Genomic DNA, 21284 nt, shown 5'->3' on the forward strand with positions numbered 1-21284 from the left:
AATGAGAGTAGGCTTTTTTTCATAGCAATCCATCTGATAAAGAGGAAAATTCTCATCTACCCTAGAATTAAGAGATGATGTTAAAAAGGAGAATCTTCAATTACACAGTTAGTTAAACGAAGAAACATTCAACTCGTGATCCCTCAATTCGGTGAAATGCTCAATACTTTCAATCATGGTGGACTATTTAAAGGATGGAAAGCTATATCTAAAATTCCAGATCAATATATAAATAAATATTTTATTAGAAGGAGTACATCATGTTAACATCAAAACAAGAAGAGAGCCTCAGTAAATTTATGAGTAAGATTCTTAGGCATACACCAGAACAGTTTGGTCTTGAGCTGGACCATGAGGGTTATTGTGACGTTCAAGACCTGATTCAAGGAATAAGATCAGAGAATAGATGGTCTGAGGTCAGTGAGTCGGATATCGAACAAGTAGTAAGCCATTGTCCAAAACAAAGATATGAAATGGTTAATGGGTACATAAGAGCTAATTATGGGCACAGTGCAGGCAGATTAAATTATGAGGAAGCTACTCCACCAACGATTCTCTATCATGGTACAAACACAAAGGTAATCCATAACATTTTCACCGAAGGAATTAAGCCGATGGGGAGAAAGTATGTACATCTGTCTGAATCGCTTGAGTTTGCAATTTTAGCAGGCAAAAGACGTGGAGAACTCGTGATCCTCGAAGTCGACACAGCAAAGGCATTAGCTAATCAAGTGAAGTTTTATAAAGCCAACCATGGAGTTTGGCTTGCCGACTTTGTACCCCCACAGTATTTAAAGAAGTGTGAATAAAGCATAACTCCAGAACATTAACGATGATCATAGAGACTAGATGGAACGATTCGTCTAGTCTTTTTAATATCGCCTTTTTTGCTGTACATACATCATCCTCCTAAAATTTTGAATGTATCCACGGGTGTCCACACCCACCTGCAAATGCCGCATAAAATATCCCGGATGAACAAAGAGGAGGTGCATGTAATAACCATGATACACATGGAACCCATTCAAGTGGGTGAGCATACATTTATCGGAGTCGAGGTCAAACTGCCTAAAACAACGCTGTTGACGATCTCCAACTCCCGTGGTTACATCATGTGTGGTGCGCTGGATGTCGGATTGCTCAATGAACGGCTGGCGGATCGGAAAATTCTGGCCGCACGTGCTGTAGGGGTAAAAACACTAAAGGAACTGTTGGAAGCACCAATGGAGTCAGTGACGACGGAAGCTGAGCAACTTGGAATTAAGCCAGGGATGCCAGGCTATGAAGCATTATTGAAACTGGTGTAAGAAGCCTAGTAATAGTTGTTGGATAAAAGCAAAAAAGAAAAAGTTAAAAAACCGGGCGCTACGGCTCCGGTTTTTTCTGTGAAATTTTTCATTCTATCGAGTGGAACTATTTGAATTATATACGAAGTGTATAACCTGCAAGAACAATTAATCGGCAAACAAAGCGGTAAGGTTCTCGCTAAAGGGGGCTTGGACAATTCCTTTTTCGGTAATGATGGCGGTAATGTACTCATGTGGTGTAACGTCGAAAGCCGGGTTGTAGACTTTGATACCTTGTGGGGCAGTTCTTTTGCCAAAGCTCTCGGTAACTTCCTCCGCAGAACGCTCCTCAATCGGAATATCTGCGCCTGTAGCGGTCTGTAAATCAATGGTAGATAGTGGCGAAGCAACGTAAAAAGGTATACCATGCGCCTTCGCCAACACTGCCAGGCTATAGGTGCCGATTTTGTTGGCCACATCCCCATTAGCGGCGACTCTGTCTGTACCGACAATGACAGCTTGCACCCATCCTTTAGACATCACCATGCCTGCCATATTGTCACAGAGCAGGGTGACATCTATGCCTGCCTGCTGAAGCTCAAAGGCGGTCAGACGCGCACCCTGCAATACGGGGCGGGTTTCGTCAGCAAATACTTTCAGGTGGATTCCGTTTTCCTGAGCCAAATACATAGGCGCGAGCGCTGTTCCGTATTTCGCTGTTGCCAAGCCGCCTGCGTTGCAATGAGTGAGTACGCCCATCCCATCCTTGAACAGAGGTAAAGCATGGATGCCGATTAGGTGGCAAACTTCTTCATCCTCTGCCTGAATGGCTATAGCTTCACGCTCCAGCCCTGCATTCCAGTCTTCGATCTGGCCCACCTCAGCCTCTGTGACGAGTTCGCCGGCTCGCTTCTTCATGCGGTCCAGAGCCCAGAACAGATTTACGGCAGTCGGCCGTGAGGTAGCCAAATGTCTGCACACCGCGTGTACATGCTCCAGCCACTCAGCAGCGTCATTGCCGCGATAGGAGGTAGCCCCCAGCACCACACCGTAGGCTGCGGCCATCCCGATGGCGGGGGCGCCCCGTACCTTCATGGCATGGATGCCATCCCACACTTCTTCGGTGGTGAATAAATCCAGCATGACTATCTTTTCGGGCAGTAGACGCTGATCCAGCATGGACAAGTGGTTTCCCTTCCACACCAGTGAAGTTAGAGCCTGTCCAGACACAGTTGCTTCATGGGAGGATGCGGGAAGAGATTCTTTATTTTCACTCATATGCGTGATGCTCCTTTAGTTTGGGTCGCTGTTGCTGTCCGAACAATGTCTTCTAGTTCCCGGATCGAATGAAGCTCGCGATTGCGGAGAACCAAGGCTTTTCCGATCGATAACGCGAGACGTTCCGCAGCTTCCTTGATATCAGGATCGGCAATGGTATCGATATCCGCCACATGCGACAGGCTGATGATCCGGCGGATCACTTTGCACCCTGCAAAGCCAATCGTATCTTGCAGTACTTTCTGGAGGTATAAGTCCTGATATCCGGGTGTACGTGCCAAATGATCGGTGACGTGCTCGTTCCACAGTGTACGAAACCTGCTCTCAAACTGCTCCCATACTTGAATGACGGTCTCCAGGAGCCAGTCACGTCGTTCCTTTAGCGCCGTCTCGCTAGAAGTCCATCCGGGCTGTGCTGCGTAGTTCAACAGCAGATTGGCGATGACCGCTCCGATATCAAACCCCATGGGGCCGTAATAGGCAAATTCAGGATCAATGACTTTAGTCGATTCAGCTGTTACAAAAATACTACCTGTATGGAGGTCGCCGTGTAGCAGTGCTTCTGTTCGTGTCATAAACTTTTCTCGCAGCAAAGCTACTTCCAGATGAAGGATCTGATCTGTACGGAGTGCCTCTGCTTCGTCTTCAATGTACATACCATAGTTGTTATTATCTGAAAATCGGTAGGGTTCATCCAAAATCAGATCCTCAGTTATTTTGCAGAGTTCAGGGTTTATAAAGCGTTTAACCAGCTCTTTTTTAGCCTGCTGATTCATGCCCAAATCTGAGGTGAAAAAGAGCGTGCGTGCCAGAAATTCCCCAATATGATTAGCAAAAAGAGGGTATGTGTTGCCTTCAATTAGTCCCTTGCGCATGATTGTGTGTGAGCTAAGATCCTCCATCACGGTTAACGCAAGCTCATCGTCATAGCCTAGTACCGCAGGAACCAATTCGGGGCAAAGCTGGTGCTCCTGCTGAAGTGCCTCGCGTTCAATACGGGCGCGATCCAGCGACAACGGCCAGGATTCACCCACAATTTTTACATAGGGAAGTGCCTGCTTGGCAATGATACTCTTGTTAGATTTGGAATCTGTAATATGAAAAACCAGATTTAAGTTGCCATCGCCGATTTCTCGGCATTCCAGATGAGCTTCCTGGCTAAAAAATCCGGGAATGTTCTTCACGAATTCGATTGCTTCTTCGGTCGTTAAGGGATGATATTTGGACAATGAGGTCACCTCCGTAAATTGCGCACATGTAAATGGTAAGAAAAAACATCACAATATTAAACCAAGTATTTTGATAGGATAGAGAAAGTATAACGAAAATCACTGAATTTTTGTACATTTTTTTTATGATGGATTGGAAGAGGTGGGCTTCTTCTTTTTGTTTCGTCTCTGTATAGAAAGGGTAAATATGAAACAGACGTCCGGCAGGTGATATTCAAATGCCCGCTGGCGTCTTACCGTCAGCAGGGACGGTGATGGATACGTAAACGCTTCTGAAAGTCAATTTGATGAAAAAGGAAGGGATTTATGATGGCTAAAACAACAAGTAACTCGAAAAATACGCAAACCAAATCGGTGGAGGAACTTTTAAACCGTCAAGTCGCTAACCTCAATGTGTTATATGTAAAAATTCATAACTATCACTGGTACGTGAAAGGCTCCAGCTTTTATACACTCCATGTTAAATTCGAAGAATTATACAATGAAGTGACATTGAAAATGGATGAGATTGCCGAGCGCTTGCTTGCCTTGAAAGGTTCTCCTTCCGCAACATTGAAGGAATACCTGGAGCTGTCCTCAATTCAAGAGGCTACCGGTAATGAAGATGCTCCAAAAATGGTGCAAACCCTGATTGAGGATTTTGCGACGGTATGTGAGGAGTTTCAGGAAGGTATCGAATTGGCGGAAAGTAATTCCGACCAGCCTACTGCAGATTTGCTGATCGGCTACAAAGCAGATTTGGAGAAACACATGTGGATGCTTCGCTCTTATTTGGGCTAACTCATCAGGCTTTCGCACTAAAATAACCCCTTTACATGTAAAACGCTACTGACGTCAAGCTGTCAGTAGCGTTTTTATGGCTAAAAAAGAGATTATGTATCCCATGGTTTTTGTACTACACTATAACTATGTAATCATTCGAAGGATGTATTTTGCCATTTGTGTGATTGGTAGGATGAACATTTTATGAAGAAAGGTGGATAACGTGCGTCTGTTGGTTGCACCCTTAAAGATATTTATTATAAAATAACTTGAGAATCATTGAGAATCAGTTTAGAATGATTATAAATAAATTTTTAATTATTACATTTGCTTGAAATCAGGGGGCTCCCCTGTTTAAATATCTTTCTGATTTCGACACCACACTACATTTTTTGGAGGGTATTGCGAATATGGCTACAAACTTTAAGATTGAAGGTCTCAAAGCGACCATTGAAGGTAAAGAAATTTTGAAGGGGATTAACCTCGAAATGAAGGGCGGAGAAATCCACGCCATCATGGGTCCTAACGGAACGGGTAAAAGTACGCTCGCATCTGCTTTGATGGGTCATCCTAAATATGAAGTCATAGATGGCAAAGTAACTTTGGATGGAGAAGACGTGCTGGATATGGAAGTGGATGAGCGTGCACGTGCAGGATTGTTCCTGGCGATGCAGTATCCAAGTGAAATTGCAGGGGTAACAAACTCCGACTTTTTGCGTAGTGCTATCAACGCGCGCCGTGAAGAAGGACAAGAGATTTCCCTGATTAAGTTTATCCGCCAAATGGAAGGCAAAATGAAAGAGCTTGAAATGAATCCTGAGTTTGCTCACCGTTACCTGAACGAAGGTTTTTCCGGTGGTGAGAAAAAGCGGAATGAAATTCTGCAAATGATGATGCTTGATCCCAAAATTGTCGTTCTGGACGAAATTGACTCCGGTCTGGATATCGATGCTTTGAGAATCGTAGCTAACGGCGTAAACGCTATGCGTTCTGAAGACCGTGGCTTCCTTGTGATTACTCACTACCAACGTCTGTTGAACTATATTAAACCAGATTATGTACACGTAATGATGCAAGGACGTATCGTTAAATCCGGTGGTCCTGAGCTTGCTGAGCGTCTGGAAGCGGACGGTTACGACTGGATCAAGGAAGAGCTGGGTATCGTTGATGAAACTGTAGGACAAGAGGCGTAAGCCGGAAGCGAGGAGGAAAACTGATGACAACACAAACAATCCTTCCGGTAGATTCCGAGCAACTGCGTGTTCTGTCCGAACGTAATGGCGAGCCATCTTGGCTGGTCGAAGACAGACAAAAAGCACTTGAGCTTGCAGGCCAACTGGAGCTTCCGGTATTTGAAAAAACAAAAATCGAACGTTGGAATTTAAACGATTACGGTCAACATAAATTGAGCGAGGTCATTGCATCTGTAGGTCAGGTTCCTGCAGCCATTGCTGATCTGGTCAAAGAACAACAAGAGGGCGGTCTGATCATCCAGCGCAACTCCGGTGCGGTATACGTGAAGCTGAGCGAGGAACTGGCAGCGCAAGGTGTTATTTTCACGGATTTGCAAACGGCGGTCAAAGAGCATGCTGATTTGGTCAAAGCTCATCTGAACACTGTTATTAAGGCTGAAGAAAATTCATTGTCGGCATTGCATGCAGCACTCTGGAACGGTGGAGTATTTGCTTATGTGCCTAAAAATGTAGAACTGAACGTACCGCTTCAAGCTGTGTTCCTCACGGATGATGCGACTGCAACTTTTGCGCCGCATGTGCTGCTCATAGCTGAAAACCATAGTTCCGTGACGTACGTAGACAACTATGTATCTGCAGATTTGGCGGCACCTGTTCTTCATAACGGTGCGGTAGAAGTGGTTGCGAATGCAGGCGCTAAAGTACGCTATGCGACAGTGCATCAGTTTGGAGAGCAAGTAACGGATATTTCCATTCGTCGTGCCACGCTCGGAAATGACGCTGCTATCGAATGGATTGTAGGCGAAATGAACAACGGCAATACAGCGAGCAATACCATGTCTGTGCTCAAAGGCAATGGCTCCAACTCGGATGCCAAGGTTATTGCTGTAGGTTCTGGTTCACAAAAGCTGAACTATACGACACAAGCACAGCATTTTGGTAAAAATTCCGCTAGTCAGATGATTACACGCGCAGTTATGCGTGAAGAAGCATCTTCCATCATTAACGGAATTACGAAAATTGAAAAAGGCGCTACCAAAGCAGACGGTCAGCAAACGGAGCGTGTACTGATGCTCAGCCCGAAAGCACGTGGTGACGCTAACCCGATCCTGTTGATTGATGAAGATGATGTAACGGCTGGACACGCAGCCTCGGTTGGTCAGGTTAACCGTGAGCAAGTGTATTACTTGATGTCCCGCGGAATTAGCCGTGCAGAAGCTGAACGATTGATTATTTATGGCTTCCTGGCACCTGTCGTATCTGAAATTCCGCTCGAAGGACTTCAACATCAGCTGCAAAGCCTTGTTGAAAGGAAGTTAGGCCAATGAACACTGCATTGATCCGTGAACAATTCCCGATTTTACATCAGGAGATTAACGGTCATCCGCTGGTTTATTTGGATAATGCGGCCACTTCGCAAAAGCCGCTAGCGGTCATCGAGGCGATCAAGCACTATTACGAGTTTGATAATTCGAATGTACACCGTGGTGTGCATACCTTGGGTAGCCGTGCTACGGATGCTTATGAAGGTGCGAGGGAGAAGGTAGCCCGTTTTCTGAATGCCAAGCGCAGTCAGGAAATCATTTTTACACGCGGGACAACAACCGCGCTGAATCTGGTGGCTTCTTCTTACGGTAGAGCTAACTGTAAGGAGGGTGATGAAATTGTCATCACTCCGATGGAACATCACAGTAATCTGATTCCGTGGCAACAGGTAGCCAAAGCCACTGGTGCGACTTTAAAATATATTCCGCTTCAAGAGGACGGTAGCGTTGATCTTGCAGACGTGGAGAAAACCGTCACAGAACACACAAAAATTGTTGCGATTGCGCATGTCTCCAATGTGCTTGGCGTTGTGAATCCGGTCAAAGAGATTGCTGCTATTGCACATCGCAAAGGTGCAGTTATCGTTGTCGACGGTGCACAAAGTACGCCACATATGAAAGTAGACGTGCAAGACATAGATGCTGATTTTTATGCTTTCTCTGGTCACAAAATGTGTGCTCCTACAGGAATTGGTGCACTCTACGGCAAGAAGGCGTTGCTGGAAAACATGGAGCCCGTTGAGTTTGGCGGTGAAATGATCGACGATGTGGGATTGTATGAATCCACATGGAAGGAGCTACCTTGGAAATTCGAAGGTGGCACCCCGATTATTGCTGGGGCAGTTGGCTTGGGAGCTGCCATTGATTTTCTGGAAAGCATCGGACTAGACGCCATTGCACAGCATGAGAGCCGTCTATCGAATTATGCACTCAAACGTCTCCGTGAAGTGGAGGGTTTGACGATCTACGGACCTGCTGAACGTCATGTCGGGCTTGTAACATTCAACTTGGATGATGTGCATCCGCATGATGTAGCTACTGTACTGGATAGCAAAGGGGTGGCCATACGTGCGGGCCATCATTGCTGCCAGCCATTGATGCGCTGGTTGAAAGCCAGTGCAACTGCACGTGCCAGCTTTTACCTCTATAACACGGAAGAGGATATCGACGCTCTGGTCAGCGCCTTAATCCAAACGAAGGAGTATTTTGGCGATGCAACTTGATGACTTGTACCGACGCGTGATTATGGATCATTATAAAAATCCGCGCAATCGCGGACGTTTTGAGGACGATGCTGTTACAGTGGATTTGAATAATCCTACGTGTGGTGACCGGATATCCCTTCAACTCAAAACGAAAAACGGCGTAGTCGAGGATGCCCGTTTTACAGGCGAAGGCTGCTCGATTAGTATGTCCTCGGCTTCGATGATGACAGAAGCGGTCAAAGGAAAAACGATTGATCAGGCCTTGGATATGGCGAGTCGCTTCTCCTCTCTGATGAAGGGCGAAGCGGTCGAATTTGATGATTATGAAGAATTGGAAGCTTTGTCAGGGGTCAATAAGTTCCCGGCTCGCATTAAATGTGCGACATTGGCTTGGAACGCGCTGCGCAAAGGGATTGACGAAGATAAATAATTTAAATAGAACAGAGGAGGTTTGAGAAACATGGCCAAGAAAGCACCGGAAATGGAAGAGTATAAGTATGGCTTTCGTGACGAGCACAAGTCCATTTTCCAAACAGGTAAGGGTCTCACTCCGGAAATTGTAAAGGAAATCTCCAAAATTAAGGGTGAACCGGATTGGATGTTGGAGTTCCGTCTGAAAGCATTGAAGCAATTTGAAAAAATGCCAATGCCAAAATGGGGCGGAGACATGGATGAACTGGATTTCGATGATATCCAGTACTATGTAAGACCTTCCGAGAAGCAAGGGAAAACGTGGGAAGAGGTTCCTACAGAAATTAAGGAAACCTTTGATAAACTGGGGATTCCTGAAGCGGAACAAAAGTTTTTGGCTGGTGTATCCGCACAGTATGAATCCGAGGTTGTCTACCACAGCATGCAAAAGGACCTGGAAGAGCAGGGTGTCATTTTCATGGATACCGATACAGCGTTGCGTGAGCATCCTGAGATTCTGAAAGAGTATTTTGCCACAGTCGTACCTCCTGCGGACAATAAGTTTGCGGCCCTGAACAGTGCGGTATGGTCAGGCGGTAGCTTTATCTACGTGCCTAAAGGTGTGAAATGTGAAGTTCCATTGCAGGCTTACTTCCGTATCAACTCGGAAAACATGGGTCAATTTGAGCGTACGCTCATTATTGCTGACGAAGACAGCTTTGTGCATTATGTAGAAGGCTGTACAGCTCCAATTTACAGCACGAACTCGCTGCATAGTGCTGTGGTTGAAATTATTTGTAAGAAAAACGCACGCGTTCGTTACACAACGATTCAGAACTGGGCACCAAACATTTACAACCTGGTAACTAAACGTGCGGTTGCTGAAGAAAATGCAACGATGGAATGGGTTGATGGCAACATCGGTTCCAAGCTGACAATGAAGTATCCTGCCGTTGTATTGAAAGGTCGTGGAGCGAAAGGGATGGTCTTGTCCATCGCTGTTGCAGGCAAAGGCCAGCATCAGGATGCAGGTGCGAAAATGATCCACTTGGCACCAGATACTACATCCACCATTGTATCCAAATCGATCAGTAAGCACGGTGGTAAAGTAACGTATCGCGGATTAGCTTCCTTTGGTCGTCAGGCTCAAGGTGCAAAATCGAATATTAAGTGTGATACGTTGATTTTGGATAATCAGTCAACTTCAGATACTATTCCTTATAATGAGATCATGAATGACGATATTACACTTGAGCACGAAGCAACGGTGTCCAAAGTATCGGAAGATCAACTCTTCTATCTGATGAGCCGTGGTCTGACCGAAGCTGAGGCAACACAAATGATCGTTATGGGCTTCATTGAGCCGTTCACCAAAGAACTACCGATGGAATATGCGGTAGAAATGAACCGCTTGATCAAGTTCGAAATGGAAGGTAGTATCGGTTAAAACGCGGTAACCCTTGGTGAGACAAGGTACTTGAGGTAATTAAAGCTGTTTAATCCGAGTCGTGCCGATTTTGTGCCGACTCGAATTTCCTTTTAAATGTAGAAGGCGAACTTTTTAAGTTCGTCTTCTTCTTTTTTTCTAATGCCATGTGAAACCAAAAATTTATTGTTAGGACTGCAGATAATCGCCTAGCACGTAACTATGCTTGCTTAATAGGATATTGTAAAAACTGCAAAACATAAGGAGGCAGGCAACGGATGCAGAAGAATAAACCTGTAGTCAAGAAGAAAACAATCTCAGCTAAACAGACACAGAGGCATGTACATGAATTTGAAGGTAGTACCAAACTGGCTGAAGCAGGCGCAGACCGACATAACCACCGCTTTGCAGGTGTTACTGGGCAAGCGATTCGAGTTGGAAGAAGTCATGTCCACGAAATTGATCTTACGAAAACTGATTTTGTGAACCATTTTCATAATCTGAGAAGGATTAGAACAGGACCAGCTATTCCAGTCGGAAATGGAAAACACGTACATTTCGTTACGGGCCAAACTACATTAAATGATGGTCATGTACACCAGTTTAATTTCGCAACATTGATTGAGGAACCTCTTGTTTAATGAACGATGGTTTGACTGAAGCAGAGGCCGATTGTGTACCGACTCGGATCTCCTGCTAGTATAGGAGGCGAACTTTTTAAGTTCGTCTTCTTCTATTTTTTTTGGTTACGTGTAAATACGTGTTTACGTTTGAAGTGGGTTTACAGATCCTTAATAGGTCGACAAAAAGCCAAAGCCGCCCCAAAAGTTGGGACAGCTCGCTTCTACATATTTATTTATCTGAAGTTTTATGGTCTAAGTCATGATGCAACTCGGTTGCTGGTATTTTGGCATTATAGATCTGTCCTTTGGCAATGGGGTTAGAGATGTATACATAGCTTCCGGTTCCATCCGGCGCACTTCCTGTTGCCCACAGACCTTCACTAGATTCTTCGCCTTCTGACAAGTTCCAAAACTCATATGCTTCAGGCTGAGATTCTTGCTCTGCTTCAGGAGGGAAGGAAGCCGGTACCACAACACCATTTTTTTCTTCTAATTCTTGAATTGCCGCCATCCATTGATATTGATGATAGCGGTCGCGTGCTAGCATTTTCCGTAATGTAGCCCTAACGCTTTCGTCTTGCGTCATATGATATAGTCTGGCTACCTGCAATCGACCTTGGCTCTCTGCATGCAGATTGGACCGCATATCTGCCAAAAGATTGCCACTAGCCACAATGTAAGAACCATTCCATGGAACTCCATTGGAATTAGTAGGCAATCCACCAAGACCGCTGACCAGCAGGTGCTGCGGGTTAATTCCTCCCATAATGGCAGCTGTAACAGGGTCTTTGGCAGCTTGCTCCTGATCTTCTGGTTTAGCCCCATCAAGTAATTGACTAATTAAAGCACACAGCATCTCCACATGTCCTATTTCTTCTGTTCCAATATCCATTAACATATCTTTATATTTTTCATCACCGCGACAGTTAAACCCCTGAAACAAATATTGCATCATCACGGTCATTTCTCCAAATTGGCCTCCCAAAACTTCTTGTACCTGTCGGGCAAATAGAGGGTCAGGTCGCTCTACTTTCACTTCGAACTGCAACTCTTTTTGATGTCTAAACATAATTAGTCCTCCTATAGGTTAAAAGCAGTTTAGTGAATCCAAGCTATATTAACCCATTCAATGCGCAACAAAACGAGGATCTGCCTAACCATAAAATCCCCTAATACTACTAGAATGATAGGAGCCTTCATGAAAATAACTTTTCTGGTTCTTTGACTTGTATAAAAATGATAAAAAAGGGTAGCATATGTTTCACTTCAAAATAAAACTCTAAGGGGGTTTTGGTATTGTATTTTTATAAAGAAGATTTAATTAACTTAATAGTACCTGATAAACCCGACCCAGCTGCTGCAAAAGTGATTCAGGAGGTATTGGGTGGTCGATTTGGAGAAATGCGTACCATGATGCAGTTTTTCTTTCAAAGTAATAATTTTCGTGGTAACGCTGTACAGTATAGAGATTTGATACGAGGAGTTTTTCTAGAGGAGCTTAGTCATGTTGAACTGGTCCAACATACCATAAATCAACTTCTGACTGGCTCAGGTGAAGACCAAGCCGGCGATGCTGGAGTTGATCATGCTCCTTTGGATGAAGCGATAAAACATGCCAATCCTCATCATTTTATTATGGGAGCTCAAAGTTCCTTACCCGTTGATGCAAGTGGAAATCCTTGGTTAGGCAGTTATGTCTATTCCCACGGCAATCTGATTAGTGATTTGCTTGATAATCTCGTACTCGAATCTACAGGGGTTCTGCAAAAATCTCGAATTTACGAAATGAGCTCGAACAAAACATTTCGGGAAACATTGGCTTTTTTGATTGTACGGGATAATGCTCATCAAAATGCATTTGCCAAAGCATTAGAGACACTTGGAGTGGATTGGGGAAAATTGTTCCCGGTTCCAAACTACGATATTAACAAGTATCCAGAATGTCGGAAGTATGTTGAAATGGGCTTTCACAATGCACAGTTTAATTTTCGATTGGACTCTACCCGTATTGGAGAAATATTCAATGGGCAAACTCCAAGCAGAAACGGTGGGGATTTGAATGTCATTGACCCTCCAGAAGGCTTTCCTCTTCCGTATATGCCTGAATTGCCTAATGAACATAGCCCAGGTCTACAAGATCTTAACTCCTAGGATTAAATATAAAAATACAGATAGTAATTAGGCTTATATCCGTAATACAAAAAGAGGCTGTCCCTTGTAGGAAAAACCTACGGATTAAGGACAGTCTCTTTTCATTCGTGTAACCTGTGCTTCGAACAATCATTCCATACAAACAAAGTAACGCGGGGTGGCAGTGGCAGATCAGGATTCCAGATAAATCTCATCAATGGATACATGGCGTTCCCTGGATAAATCTATATATTCATCGTCGTTAATTCTTACTAACGGTCTGAAGTAATCCACAGGATTGTTCAGAATAATGGTTCCTGTCTGGCCTGTAGTCAATAGAACTTGCTTATTAATAAAATTCGGTAGCATATGTCTGATGAACACTTGAGTAGTTTCTGGATTTAGATGTCCAAAACTCATACTGTGCAGCTCGCGTAATACAGTCAGCAACTCCTGCTTCGTCTGATACACACGATTGGAAATCATCGCGCTGTATACGTCGGCAACAGCTGTTATGCTGGCAAAAGGATGAATTTCTTCCTTGAACAGTCCATGGGGGTACCCACTTCCGTCTTCGCGCTCGTGATGCTGCAAGGCGACGATTGCTGAAATCTCATCGCTGGTTGAATTGCGAATAATATCATAGCCATACAGAGAATGCTTTTTCATCTCATGAAATTCTTCAGGTGTCAGTTTACCCGGTTTGTTCAAAATCTCATCCGGTATCATGGACTTGCCTATATCGTGTAAATATCCAGCTTTACCAGCGGCATATGCCTCTTCCTCTGTATATCCTAGCCAAGTGGCAATGTAATATGACAGTATGCCTACTTGGAGAGAATGATTATAGGTATAGTGGTCTCCTCGTTCCATAATTAACAGCAGAGATACGACATCTTTTTGACGAGCCAGTTCTGAAACGAGAGGGCCGAACAGCTCATCAACTCGATATTCATCAAATTTTCCAGTTGAGGAAGCTTCGAGGAACATGCTTTCAAAGCCGCTGATCGTCTGCTCTATGAGGGGAACGGCGCGTTTAAGGGACTCGGGGGAAGCTGGAACATCGGGGGCAAAGCCAACCGGAATGCTCGTAGAACCAGCATCAATGTCGATATAATCGACACCGTGCATAATGAGCTTGGAAATATCGTCATGCTGAAGCTCGGTGCCCTGTATCATGACAGGCACACCATGCCCATTGTATGTATCGGATTTGAGGCGATCGCCCGGCTTGGCATCGGTAACGTGAACTCTCATGCGCTAACCTCCTTATTGTCGTAAATTTGTCGAAAATACGAAACAAACTTAATATATCAAGAATTATATGGGATGACAACGACTAATTTACTATTATTCCAAGCTGTAAAATAGGTCCCAAGGACCCGTCACCTCTGAGTTACATATAGAAGGTAATGTCAATGATTTTCACTATCTATGTCCACCTCATATGTACCATATTGCTAAATAACATGGTATGCTTAAACATTAGAAGCTCCAAAGTCGATATATAAAATATAGAGGAGGGCGGTTATGGAGATGACGACTCGGCAAACGTTGACCATTTTGCATACCAATGATATCCATAGTCATTTTGGCAGTATGCCTTCGATAGCCGCGATGATCAATGAACGAAGAGCTGCATCAGGGGATGCGCTTCTTGTGCTGGACATAGGAGACCACATGGATCGGATGGCCCCCGAAACGGAAGGAACGCTCGGTGGGGCAAATGTGGATGTGATTAATCTGACAGGATACGATGCAATTACGATCGGCAATAATGAGGGACTGACTTTTACCTCGGATATGATTGAACAGGCATATGCAGGCATTCATTGTCCAGTTGTATGTGGCAATCTGACAGAGCGTGCTACGGGGAGGAATCCTTCGTGGATGAAGGAATCCGTTATTTTGAACAAAGCAGGAATCAAGATCGGTTTACTAGGTGTGACGGCTCCTTTTACAGAGTTTTATCAATTGTTGGGCTGGGATGTGCTTGATCCGTTTGAGGTGCTGGGGAAGCAGATTGCGGCACTCAGAAAGCAGGTGGATGTGGTGGTCGTGATGTCTCATCTGGGTTTACCCTCTGATGAGAAATTAGCGTCCCAGTTTCCTGAGATTGACGTTATTCTTGGTGGTCACACCCACCATGTGCTGGAGGAACCGCTTCAGATCGGGAACACCGTTCTATGTGGGGCCGGGAAGTTCGGAACGTTGCTCGGTGAAGTGACACTAACCCGTAACCATAGTCTTGAACCGTTTCGAGTTACCTCAGGCGGCGTAGTTCCTGTGAATCAGACGCTGCTGGACGAAAAAGTGGCATCGGCCATTGTGTTGCATCGCAGACAAGCAGAACGCGCCATGGAGAGCACGGTGGCAGTAACGGATCGGGAATTGGAGATCGCCTATAATGAGGAGTCCCCTTTCGGGAATTTGCTGGCACAATCGGTATCCCATTTTACAGGAACCGAAATTGCCCTCGTCAATGCAGGTCAACTGCTTGGTCCGTTGCCTCAAGGAGATATTAGCAAAGGAATACTACATTCCTTATGCCCATCGCCGATTAATCCCTGTGTTATGAAGTTGCGGGGAAGAGACATTCGGTTGGCACTGGAGCAGTCCCTGCTGCCTGAATTTACAGACAAGCCCATGACCGGCTTTGGCTTTAGAGGCAAAGTACTTGGCACCATGTGTGTGGAAGGGTTGACCATTCAGTATGATCCGGACCGTGCTCCTTATGAAAAAGTGACGGACATTCGTGTAGCGGGTCAAACCTTGGAAGAAGATGAGGAATACACAGTGGGCACGTTGGATATGTTCACTTTCAAAGCAGGCTATAAGGTGCTTGCGAACGGAACAGATCTCCAATTTATGCTTCCAGAATTTTTACGGGATTTGATTGAAATGGAGTTGAAGCGTCCGGGCGCGATGGAAGAATGTTTTGCAGCTAGGTGGCTTCAGGTATCAAAACAATCGGGAGAGGATTAAGCTGCGACTGGTACCTGTTACATTATTGAGAGCCGGCATGAAGCTGGGCAAAAAAATATACAATGAAAATGGAATGGTGCTGCTCTCGGAAGGTGTTGAGCTTACTTCGCGATTGATTGAACGTCTAGGCCAAGTCGGAATTGGATATGTATACATTGAGGATGCAGTGACAGAAGATATCGTCATACCCGAGATGATCCATGAACAGACAAGGGCGGCGGCGCTACAGGAAATCAAAAAGCAGTTTCAGGGTTTGTCATCCTACTCCGTAGATCATAAGCACAAATATTTTGGCAAGTCTTTTTATAAGGTAATGGAATCCATTCTGGACGATATTGGAGGCCGCCAGGATGCCATCATAATGTTGATGGATATCGGGGCTGCGGATCAGGATTTGTATCATCATTCTTTGAATGTATGCTTGTATTCACTAGTCCTGGGGATATCCAATGGCTACGATAATAACCAGCTCATGGAGCTAGGGATAGGTTCATTACTGCACGATATCGGTAAAATGAAGATTTCACCTCAAGTGCTCTATAAGCCGGGTAAATTGACGGACGAGGAATATGAGCACATGAAAACACATACAGTGATCGGCTATAAGCTACTTAAAGACGAACCCGGGATTCCCTTGTTGTCAGCTCATTGTGCATTACAGCATCATGAGCGTATTGACGGCAGTGGATACCCACATGGTTGGAAAAAGGACCAAATCCACGAATATGCGAAATGGATCGGTCTGGCGGACTCGTATGACGCGATGACGGCAAGTCGAATATACAAGCAGGCTTTGCTGCCTTATGAAGCGATGGAGGTGCTATACGCCGGGGCAGGAACGCTGTATGAGCAGCGGATGCTGGAAGCCTTTCGTGACTGTGTAGCTATTTATCCTCTGGGGCTCTCTGTGGTGCTCAACACAGGGGAAGAGGGAGTCGTAGTGCGTATACACCCCAAAATCCCGCAAAGGCCTGTCATTCGTATTGTAAGAGACCAGGATGGACAGGAACTGAAGGCGCCTTATGATGTGGATTTGTCCGTATCCCTTTCGGTTATGATTACAAACACATTGGGTGCAGCTACCGGTCCTTTCGGAGGAGTTCACGTAGATTAGCAGAGGATGTGGAAGAAAGCATGCAGACACTTTACACATCATGATATGATAATTATACGTCTTTTGAGGTTAATAACAGAAATAAGGTGAAAACATAATGACAGTTCTACAAAATAACACGCTACCCCAAATATCGCCAACGTATGATCCGTGGGACCCGATTGTATCACTGCGTACGCATGGTCGTCATTTGCTTACAAGTGTGGAAATGACCGTAACACATTTATGTAATATGCGCTGTGAGCATTGTGCCGTCGGTGACATGCTGGTTATGAAGGAGGCCCCTTTTCTTCCTTTAGATCTGATGCTGAAGCGCCTGGATGAAGTTGAGCATCTGGAGACAATAAGTATTACAGGCGGAGAACCTGCTTTGCTTGATAAAACAGTGGACGATGTGATCGTTCCGCTGTTGAAGTATGCTAAAGAGCGCGGTATTCGTTCGCAAATCAACTCCAACCTGACATTGGATATCCGAAGATATGAGAAGATGCTTCCGTATCTGGATGTCATGCATATATCGTTTAATTATTTAAATGCTGACGATTTTTATGAAGTGGGATTTGCAAATACCGGACGTCCGACTCCACGCGCGGGTGCTGTGCGCCTGTATGAAAAAATGATAGAGAATGCACGCGAATTGAGCGAAATGGGAATGTTCATTTCAGCTGAGTCCATGATTAATTATCGGACACATACGAAGCTAGGAGGCATTCATCAGTTGATCAACGAAATGGGATGCCGCCGGCATGAGGTTCACCCGATGTATGCGTCGAATTTTGCTTCTGCCTTGCCTGTACTGTCCCTTGACGATATGCGGAACTCGATTGATAAGTTGCTGGATGTACGGAATCAGGATATGTGGATGTTATTTGGTACACTACCATTCTTTGCTTGTTCAGAGCGGGAGGAAGACCGTAAATTGCTTCGCCGTTTGCGACAAGAACCGAATATTACGGTGCGTAATGATCCAGACGGAAGAAACCGTGTAAATGTGAATATGTTCACGGGTAGCGTATATGTGACGGATTTTGCAGACATTCCAGATTTTGGAAACATTCAGGAAAACAGTCTAGATAATATTTTCGGTGAATGGCTGAATGAGCATCCGCTGAATCAGACCGTGAACTGTCATTGTGATGCGGCTGCGTGTTGCGGACCAAACCTACTCGTAGCAGATATGTATTACAAGGGTGTAGACTTTAAATCAAGAAAAGCTTTGCAATTATAAGCATTTTTACATGATTCTAATTACAGTTTCCGATCATAAATACTGAATTGAATAACTTACAAGTCGAATGGTGCAAAATGCTAACTAAAGAAATGGGGAGTTCGTATTGGATGGTCATACCGAGTTTCATTGGGGATTGCTAGGGGTGAATCTCTTCTTGGTACTGCTGCTTGTCTTTCTAAACGGTGTTTTTGTGGCCGCAGAGTTTTCGCTGGTCAAAATGCGCCAATCCCGATTGACGCAGCTCCAAAGTGAGGGTCATCGCCTGGCAGGCTATGCGCTGAAGGTGAACCAAAAGTTGGATGCTTATCTGTCTGCCACCCAATTGGGCATTACGCTGGCCTCATTGGGGCTAGGCTGGATTGGTGAGCCAGCAATATCCGGCTACCTGATAGAGCCACTCATGCACAAACTCGGTGTAACTGACGGTACACTGATTACAACGGTATCCGTTGTCGTCGGATTTTGCGTCATTACTTTTTTGCATATTGTATTGGGCGAACTGGCTCCCAAGTCTTTGGCGATTCAAAAGACTGAAGGTGTGGCGTTGTTTTTATCGGCGCCCTTGCTGCTTTTTTATAAGGTTTTTCTACCTGTAATCTGGGTGTTAAATGCTGCCGCAAACATGTTGTTACGGGCATTCGGCATTCAGCCGGCGAGTGAAGCCGAAGCGGCACATTCTGAGGAAGAGATCCGTATATTGATGAATCAGAGCGCCAAGAGCGGTGTAATCGATAAGGATGAAATCAAGCTGATGGATAATATCTTTGATTTTTCCGACTTGCTTGCTCGTGAAATCATGTTGCCGCGTACAGATATGGATTGCTTGTACACGAATTTGTCGTTTAAGGAAAATTTGAAGATTATCAGTGAGACCAAGCATTCCCGTTACCCGGTAGCGGTTGAAGATAAAGATCAGATTATCGGTTTTGTCCATATTACAGATCTTCTGTTAGCTGAGCAGGGTGAGCAACTGGATCTGGCCTCGGTGGTGCGTCCTATTCTGAATGTGCCTGAGTCCATGGAAGTAAGTCATGTGCTACGCCTTATGCAGAAAAAGCATTCCCAAATGACTCTCGTGGTGGATGAATACGGTGGAACCGCCGGTCTGCTGACAGCGGAGGAAATTCTGGAGGAAATCGTCGGGGATCTCTATGATGAGTTTGAGGATGAACGTCCAAGCGTGGAAATGAAGGAAGACTTTATCTCTGTGGACGGTCGTATGCTCATTGAGGATGTGAATGATTTAACTGGAGTGAACATTGAAGACGACGAAGTGGATTCCATCGGAGGCTGGCTGTTCAAGGAATTGGAAGGCAGTCCGGTGAAAGGGAAGAAAATAGAGTTTTATAATCTGACCTTTGAAGTGGAGGAAGCAACAAGGCTTCGCATTATGAGAGTGAAAATTCACCGTAAAACTGAGCCTGTCATTGAAGATGAGCTTTCTAACGATGAGGAATCCTAATCCACAGAGATAGCCATGATTAGTTCAGATATGTAGTTATATAGAGTGCGGAAAGAAAGAGCCTTTAAATCCACGTTACCGTGGTTTTAAAGGCTCTTTTTGAGTTAGTTACTACTGCAATTCAATCGAAATATAGATAGCGGGGAGGATGCCATAATCAGCTTGAGCAGCAGTTGTATAGTTTATTTCTTTGAACAAAAATTTGTATCCGTTATTTTTTTGTTCGAGACTTGGGCGATGCGGCATATGTTGAATAGTAAAGCAGATGGATCAATTAAAGGAGGTTCCGGCCCGTGAAATTTCCACAGCAAGGTCAGTATGCCCCGTTTGTCGGCCCGTTCGATCCGTGTCCGCCCGTTCTGTGCAAGACTTATGTGCTCCCGCCAAACTTGTTTATACAATTTCAGCCCCCTGGTCTGCCACAATTCAGTCCAGAGGAGGCACTGACGAAAGGAACGCTATGGCCATTGCTTTACAGTCCTTATGAGCCTAGGAGAAACCAGGGGGGAGGCGAATAAAATGGAGAATCCAAATCAGGGTCAGTCCCCAAATCAATTCCAACAGCCAAATCAGCCTGAGGGTGGACATCAACAGCCGAATCAGTCTCAAAGCCCTTATTCAAATTCATATCAATACCAGAACCAATATCAATATCAGAACCAGTATCAAAATCAAGCCCAGGACTATAGTCAACCCAGAGAACCGATCCAAGGTTATACGCCCCAAGCCTATGCGCCTCAAACCAAGCCAGGTGATGCCCAGTTTTATGCGCTATTGGAGAAGCTCCAAGCGGTGGATTTTGTGCTGGTGGAACTGAATTTGTATCTGGATACACACCCGGATGATTTGCAGGCCATCGAACAGTTCAACAAGCTGACACAGGAAAGAACGGCGATTGCTAACGAGTATCAACTCCTATATGGACCCTTACAGAATTTTGGTCGTGCCTATTCCAAGTATCCTTGGGAGTGGAGCCAATCACCTTGGCCGTGGCAGGTATAGGTAGGGAATCGTACAACCTTTTGTATAAAGGAGGAACATAAATGTGGGTATATGAGAAAAAACTGCAATATCCCGTACGTGTCAGTAAATGTGATCCTCATATGGCCAAACTGCTGATGGAGCAGTATGGCGGAGCGGATGGCGAGCTGGCAGCGGCTTTGCGCTATCTGAATCAGCGGTATACGATTCCCGATAAAGTGATCGGTGTACTCAATGACATCGGCACGGAGGAATTTGCGCACCTCGAGATGATTGCGACTATGATTTACAAGCTAACCAAGGATGCGAGTGTGGAGCAAATGGAGGCAGCCGGTCTAGGCGAATATTATGCGGCACACGACCATGCGTTATTTTACCAAAACGCTTCCGGAGTGCCTTTTACAGCGGCCTATATCCAAGCTAAAGGTGACCCGATTGCTGATCTGTATGAGGATATTGCGGCAGAGGAAAAGGCGCGAGCTACATATCAGTGGCTGATTGATTTGACAGACGATGTGGATTTGCAGGATAGTTTGAAGTTTCTGCGTGAACGTGAGGTGATTCATTCGTTGCGTTTCCGTGAGTCAGTAGAAATTTTGAAGGGAGAAAGAGACCGGAAAAAGGTGTTCTGAAGGAGTCTTGT

21 protein-coding genes are annotated in these 21284 nt (G+C 45.0%); 17 read left to right on the forward strand and 4 right to left on the reverse strand.

What is annotated here, in order from left to right; translation table 11 throughout:
* Positions 1–260: 260 nt before the first annotated feature.
* Together MMB75_RS08965 and MMB75_RS08970 are read left to right on the forward strand one after the other, a co-directional pair.
* Positions 261–809, forward strand: coding sequence for an RNA 2'-phosphotransferase (locus MMB75_RS08965; RefSeq protein WP_045243947.1), 549 nt, complete (start codon positions 261–263; stop codon positions 807–809).
* A 195-nt stretch (positions 810–1004) separates the two neighbouring features.
* Complete coding sequence (locus MMB75_RS08970; protein WP_017425931.1) at positions 1005–1307, forward strand: YunC family protein; 303 nt, start codon at positions 1005–1007, stop codon at positions 1305–1307.
* Positions 1308–1454: 147 nt separating this feature from the next.
* Here the strand turns inward: MMB75_RS08970 and mtnA are convergent, their stop codons facing one another.
* Positions 1455–2564 (reverse strand): S-methyl-5-thioribose-1-phosphate isomerase, encoded by a 1110-nt coding sequence (gene mtnA, locus MMB75_RS08975; RefSeq protein ID WP_045243946.1) that lies wholly within the window; start codon positions 2562–2564, stop codon positions 1455–1457.
* On the reverse strand, positions 2561–3793 hold the full coding sequence (gene mtnK, locus MMB75_RS08980; protein WP_031463198.1) for an S-methyl-5-thioribose kinase: 1233 nt from the start codon (positions 3791–3793) through the stop codon (positions 2561–2563). Before mtnK ends, mtnA begins: the two co-directional genes overlap by 4 nt.
* A gap of 309 nt (positions 3794–4102) precedes the next feature.
* Here mtnK and MMB75_RS08985 point away from each other — a divergent pair, with 309 nt between their 5' ends.
* The 7 genes from MMB75_RS08985 to MMB75_RS09015 all read left to right on the forward strand — a co-directional run bounded on the left by MMB75_RS08985 (position 4103) and on the right by MMB75_RS09015 (position 10756).
* Positions 4103–4573: a Dps family protein gene (locus MMB75_RS08985; RefSeq protein WP_013309551.1), complete on the forward strand. Its 471-nt coding sequence runs from the start codon at positions 4103–4105 to the stop codon at positions 4571–4573.
* Positions 4574–4965: 392 nt separating this feature from the next.
* Complete coding sequence (sufC, locus tag MMB75_RS08990; protein ID WP_045243945.1) at positions 4966–5748, forward strand: Fe-S cluster assembly ATPase SufC; 783 nt, start codon at positions 4966–4968, stop codon at positions 5746–5748.
* A gap of 23 nt (positions 5749–5771) precedes the next feature.
* Positions 5772–7076 (forward strand): Fe-S cluster assembly protein SufD, encoded by a 1305-nt coding sequence (sufD, locus tag MMB75_RS08995; protein WP_019686826.1) that lies wholly within the window; start codon positions 5772–5774, stop codon positions 7074–7076.
* On the forward strand, positions 7073–8296 hold the full coding sequence (locus MMB75_RS09000; RefSeq protein WP_031463200.1) for a cysteine desulfurase: 1224 nt from the start codon (positions 7073–7075) through the stop codon (positions 8294–8296). Before sufD ends, MMB75_RS09000 begins: the two co-directional genes overlap by 4 nt.
* Positions 8286–8708: a Fe-S cluster assembly sulfur transfer protein SufU gene (sufU, locus tag MMB75_RS09005; protein WP_045243944.1), complete on the forward strand. Its 423-nt coding sequence runs from the start codon at positions 8286–8288 to the stop codon at positions 8706–8708. The genes MMB75_RS09000 and sufU overlap by 11 nt, the downstream gene beginning before the upstream one ends.
* A 30-nt stretch (positions 8709–8738) precedes the next feature.
* Positions 8739–10136: a Fe-S cluster assembly protein SufB gene (sufB, locus tag MMB75_RS09010; protein ID WP_016819590.1), complete on the forward strand. Its 1398-nt coding sequence runs from the start codon at positions 8739–8741 to the stop codon at positions 10134–10136.
* 257 nt (positions 10137–10393) lie between these two features.
* A complete protein-coding gene (locus tag MMB75_RS09015) occupies positions 10394–10756 on the forward strand; it encodes a YmaF family protein (RefSeq protein WP_016819591.1) in 363 nt (120 codons plus the stop codon).
* A 211-nt stretch (positions 10757–10967) separates the two neighbouring features.
* On the opposite strand, the gene MMB75_RS09020 is transcribed toward MMB75_RS09015, so the two are convergent.
* Positions 10968–11807, reverse strand: coding sequence for a manganese catalase (locus MMB75_RS09020; RefSeq protein WP_016819592.1), 840 nt, complete (start codon positions 11805–11807; stop codon positions 10968–10970).
* A 227-nt stretch (positions 11808–12034) separates the two neighbouring features.
* On the opposite strand from MMB75_RS09020, the gene MMB75_RS09025 reads away from it, so the two are divergent.
* Positions 12035–12889 (forward strand): manganese catalase family protein, encoded by an 855-nt coding sequence (locus tag MMB75_RS09025; RefSeq protein WP_016819593.1) that lies wholly within the window; start codon positions 12035–12037, stop codon positions 12887–12889.
* Positions 12890–13060: 171 nt separating this feature from the next.
* Here MMB75_RS09025 and MMB75_RS09030 read toward each other — a convergent pair whose 3' ends face one another.
* Positions 13061–14125, reverse strand: a complete 1065-nt coding sequence (locus tag MMB75_RS09030) for an HD-GYP domain-containing protein (RefSeq protein ID WP_016819594.1) — start codon at positions 14123–14125, stop codon at positions 13061–13063.
* 273 nt (positions 14126–14398) lie between these two features.
* Here MMB75_RS09030 and MMB75_RS09035 point away from each other — a divergent pair, with 273 nt between their 5' ends.
* The 7 genes from MMB75_RS09035 (at position 14399) to MMB75_RS09065 (ending at position 21273) form a co-directional block, all read left to right on the forward strand.
* Positions 14399–15853 (forward strand): bifunctional metallophosphatase/5'-nucleotidase, encoded by a 1455-nt coding sequence (locus tag MMB75_RS09035; RefSeq protein WP_045243943.1) that lies wholly within the window; start codon positions 14399–14401, stop codon positions 15851–15853.
* Positions 15807–16967, forward strand: a complete 1161-nt coding sequence (locus MMB75_RS09040) for an HD-GYP domain-containing protein (protein WP_019686832.1) — start codon at positions 15807–15809, stop codon at positions 16965–16967. The genes MMB75_RS09035 and MMB75_RS09040 overlap by 47 nt, the downstream gene beginning before the upstream one ends.
* 97 nt (positions 16968–17064) lie before the next feature.
* Positions 17065–18195 (forward strand): radical SAM/CxCxxxxC motif protein YfkAB, encoded by a 1131-nt coding sequence (yfkAB, locus tag MMB75_RS09045; RefSeq protein ID WP_045243942.1) that lies wholly within the window; start codon positions 17065–17067, stop codon positions 18193–18195.
* 106 nt (positions 18196–18301) lie between these two features.
* The gene (locus tag MMB75_RS09050) at positions 18302–19660 is read left to right on the forward strand and encodes a hemolysin family protein (RefSeq protein ID WP_016819598.1); all 1359 of its coding nucleotides are present in this window, start codon (positions 18302–18304) and stop codon (positions 19658–19660) included.
* Positions 19661–19953: 293 nt separating this feature from the next.
* Positions 19954–20178 carry a spore coat associated protein CotJA gene (locus tag MMB75_RS09055; protein ID WP_016819599.1) on the forward strand — a complete coding sequence of 75 codons (225 nt, stop codon included), beginning with the start codon at positions 19954–19956 and terminating at the stop codon, positions 20176–20178.
* A 1-nt stretch (position 20179) separates the two neighbouring features.
* Positions 20180–20662: a spore coat protein CotJB gene (locus tag MMB75_RS09060; RefSeq protein ID WP_016819600.1), complete on the forward strand. Its 483-nt coding sequence runs from the start codon at positions 20180–20182 to the stop codon at positions 20660–20662.
* A gap of 41 nt (positions 20663–20703) precedes the next feature.
* Positions 20704–21273: a manganese catalase family protein gene (locus tag MMB75_RS09065; RefSeq protein ID WP_016819601.1), complete on the forward strand. Its 570-nt coding sequence runs from the start codon at positions 20704–20706 to the stop codon at positions 21271–21273.
* Positions 21274–21284: the final 11 nt, after the last annotated feature.

Origin of the sequence: Paenibacillus sp. P2(2022) (assembly GCF_029522175.1) — a bacterium.
Taxonomy (GTDB): Bacteria; Bacillota; Bacilli; order Paenibacillales; family Paenibacillaceae; genus Paenibacillus; species Paenibacillus polymyxa.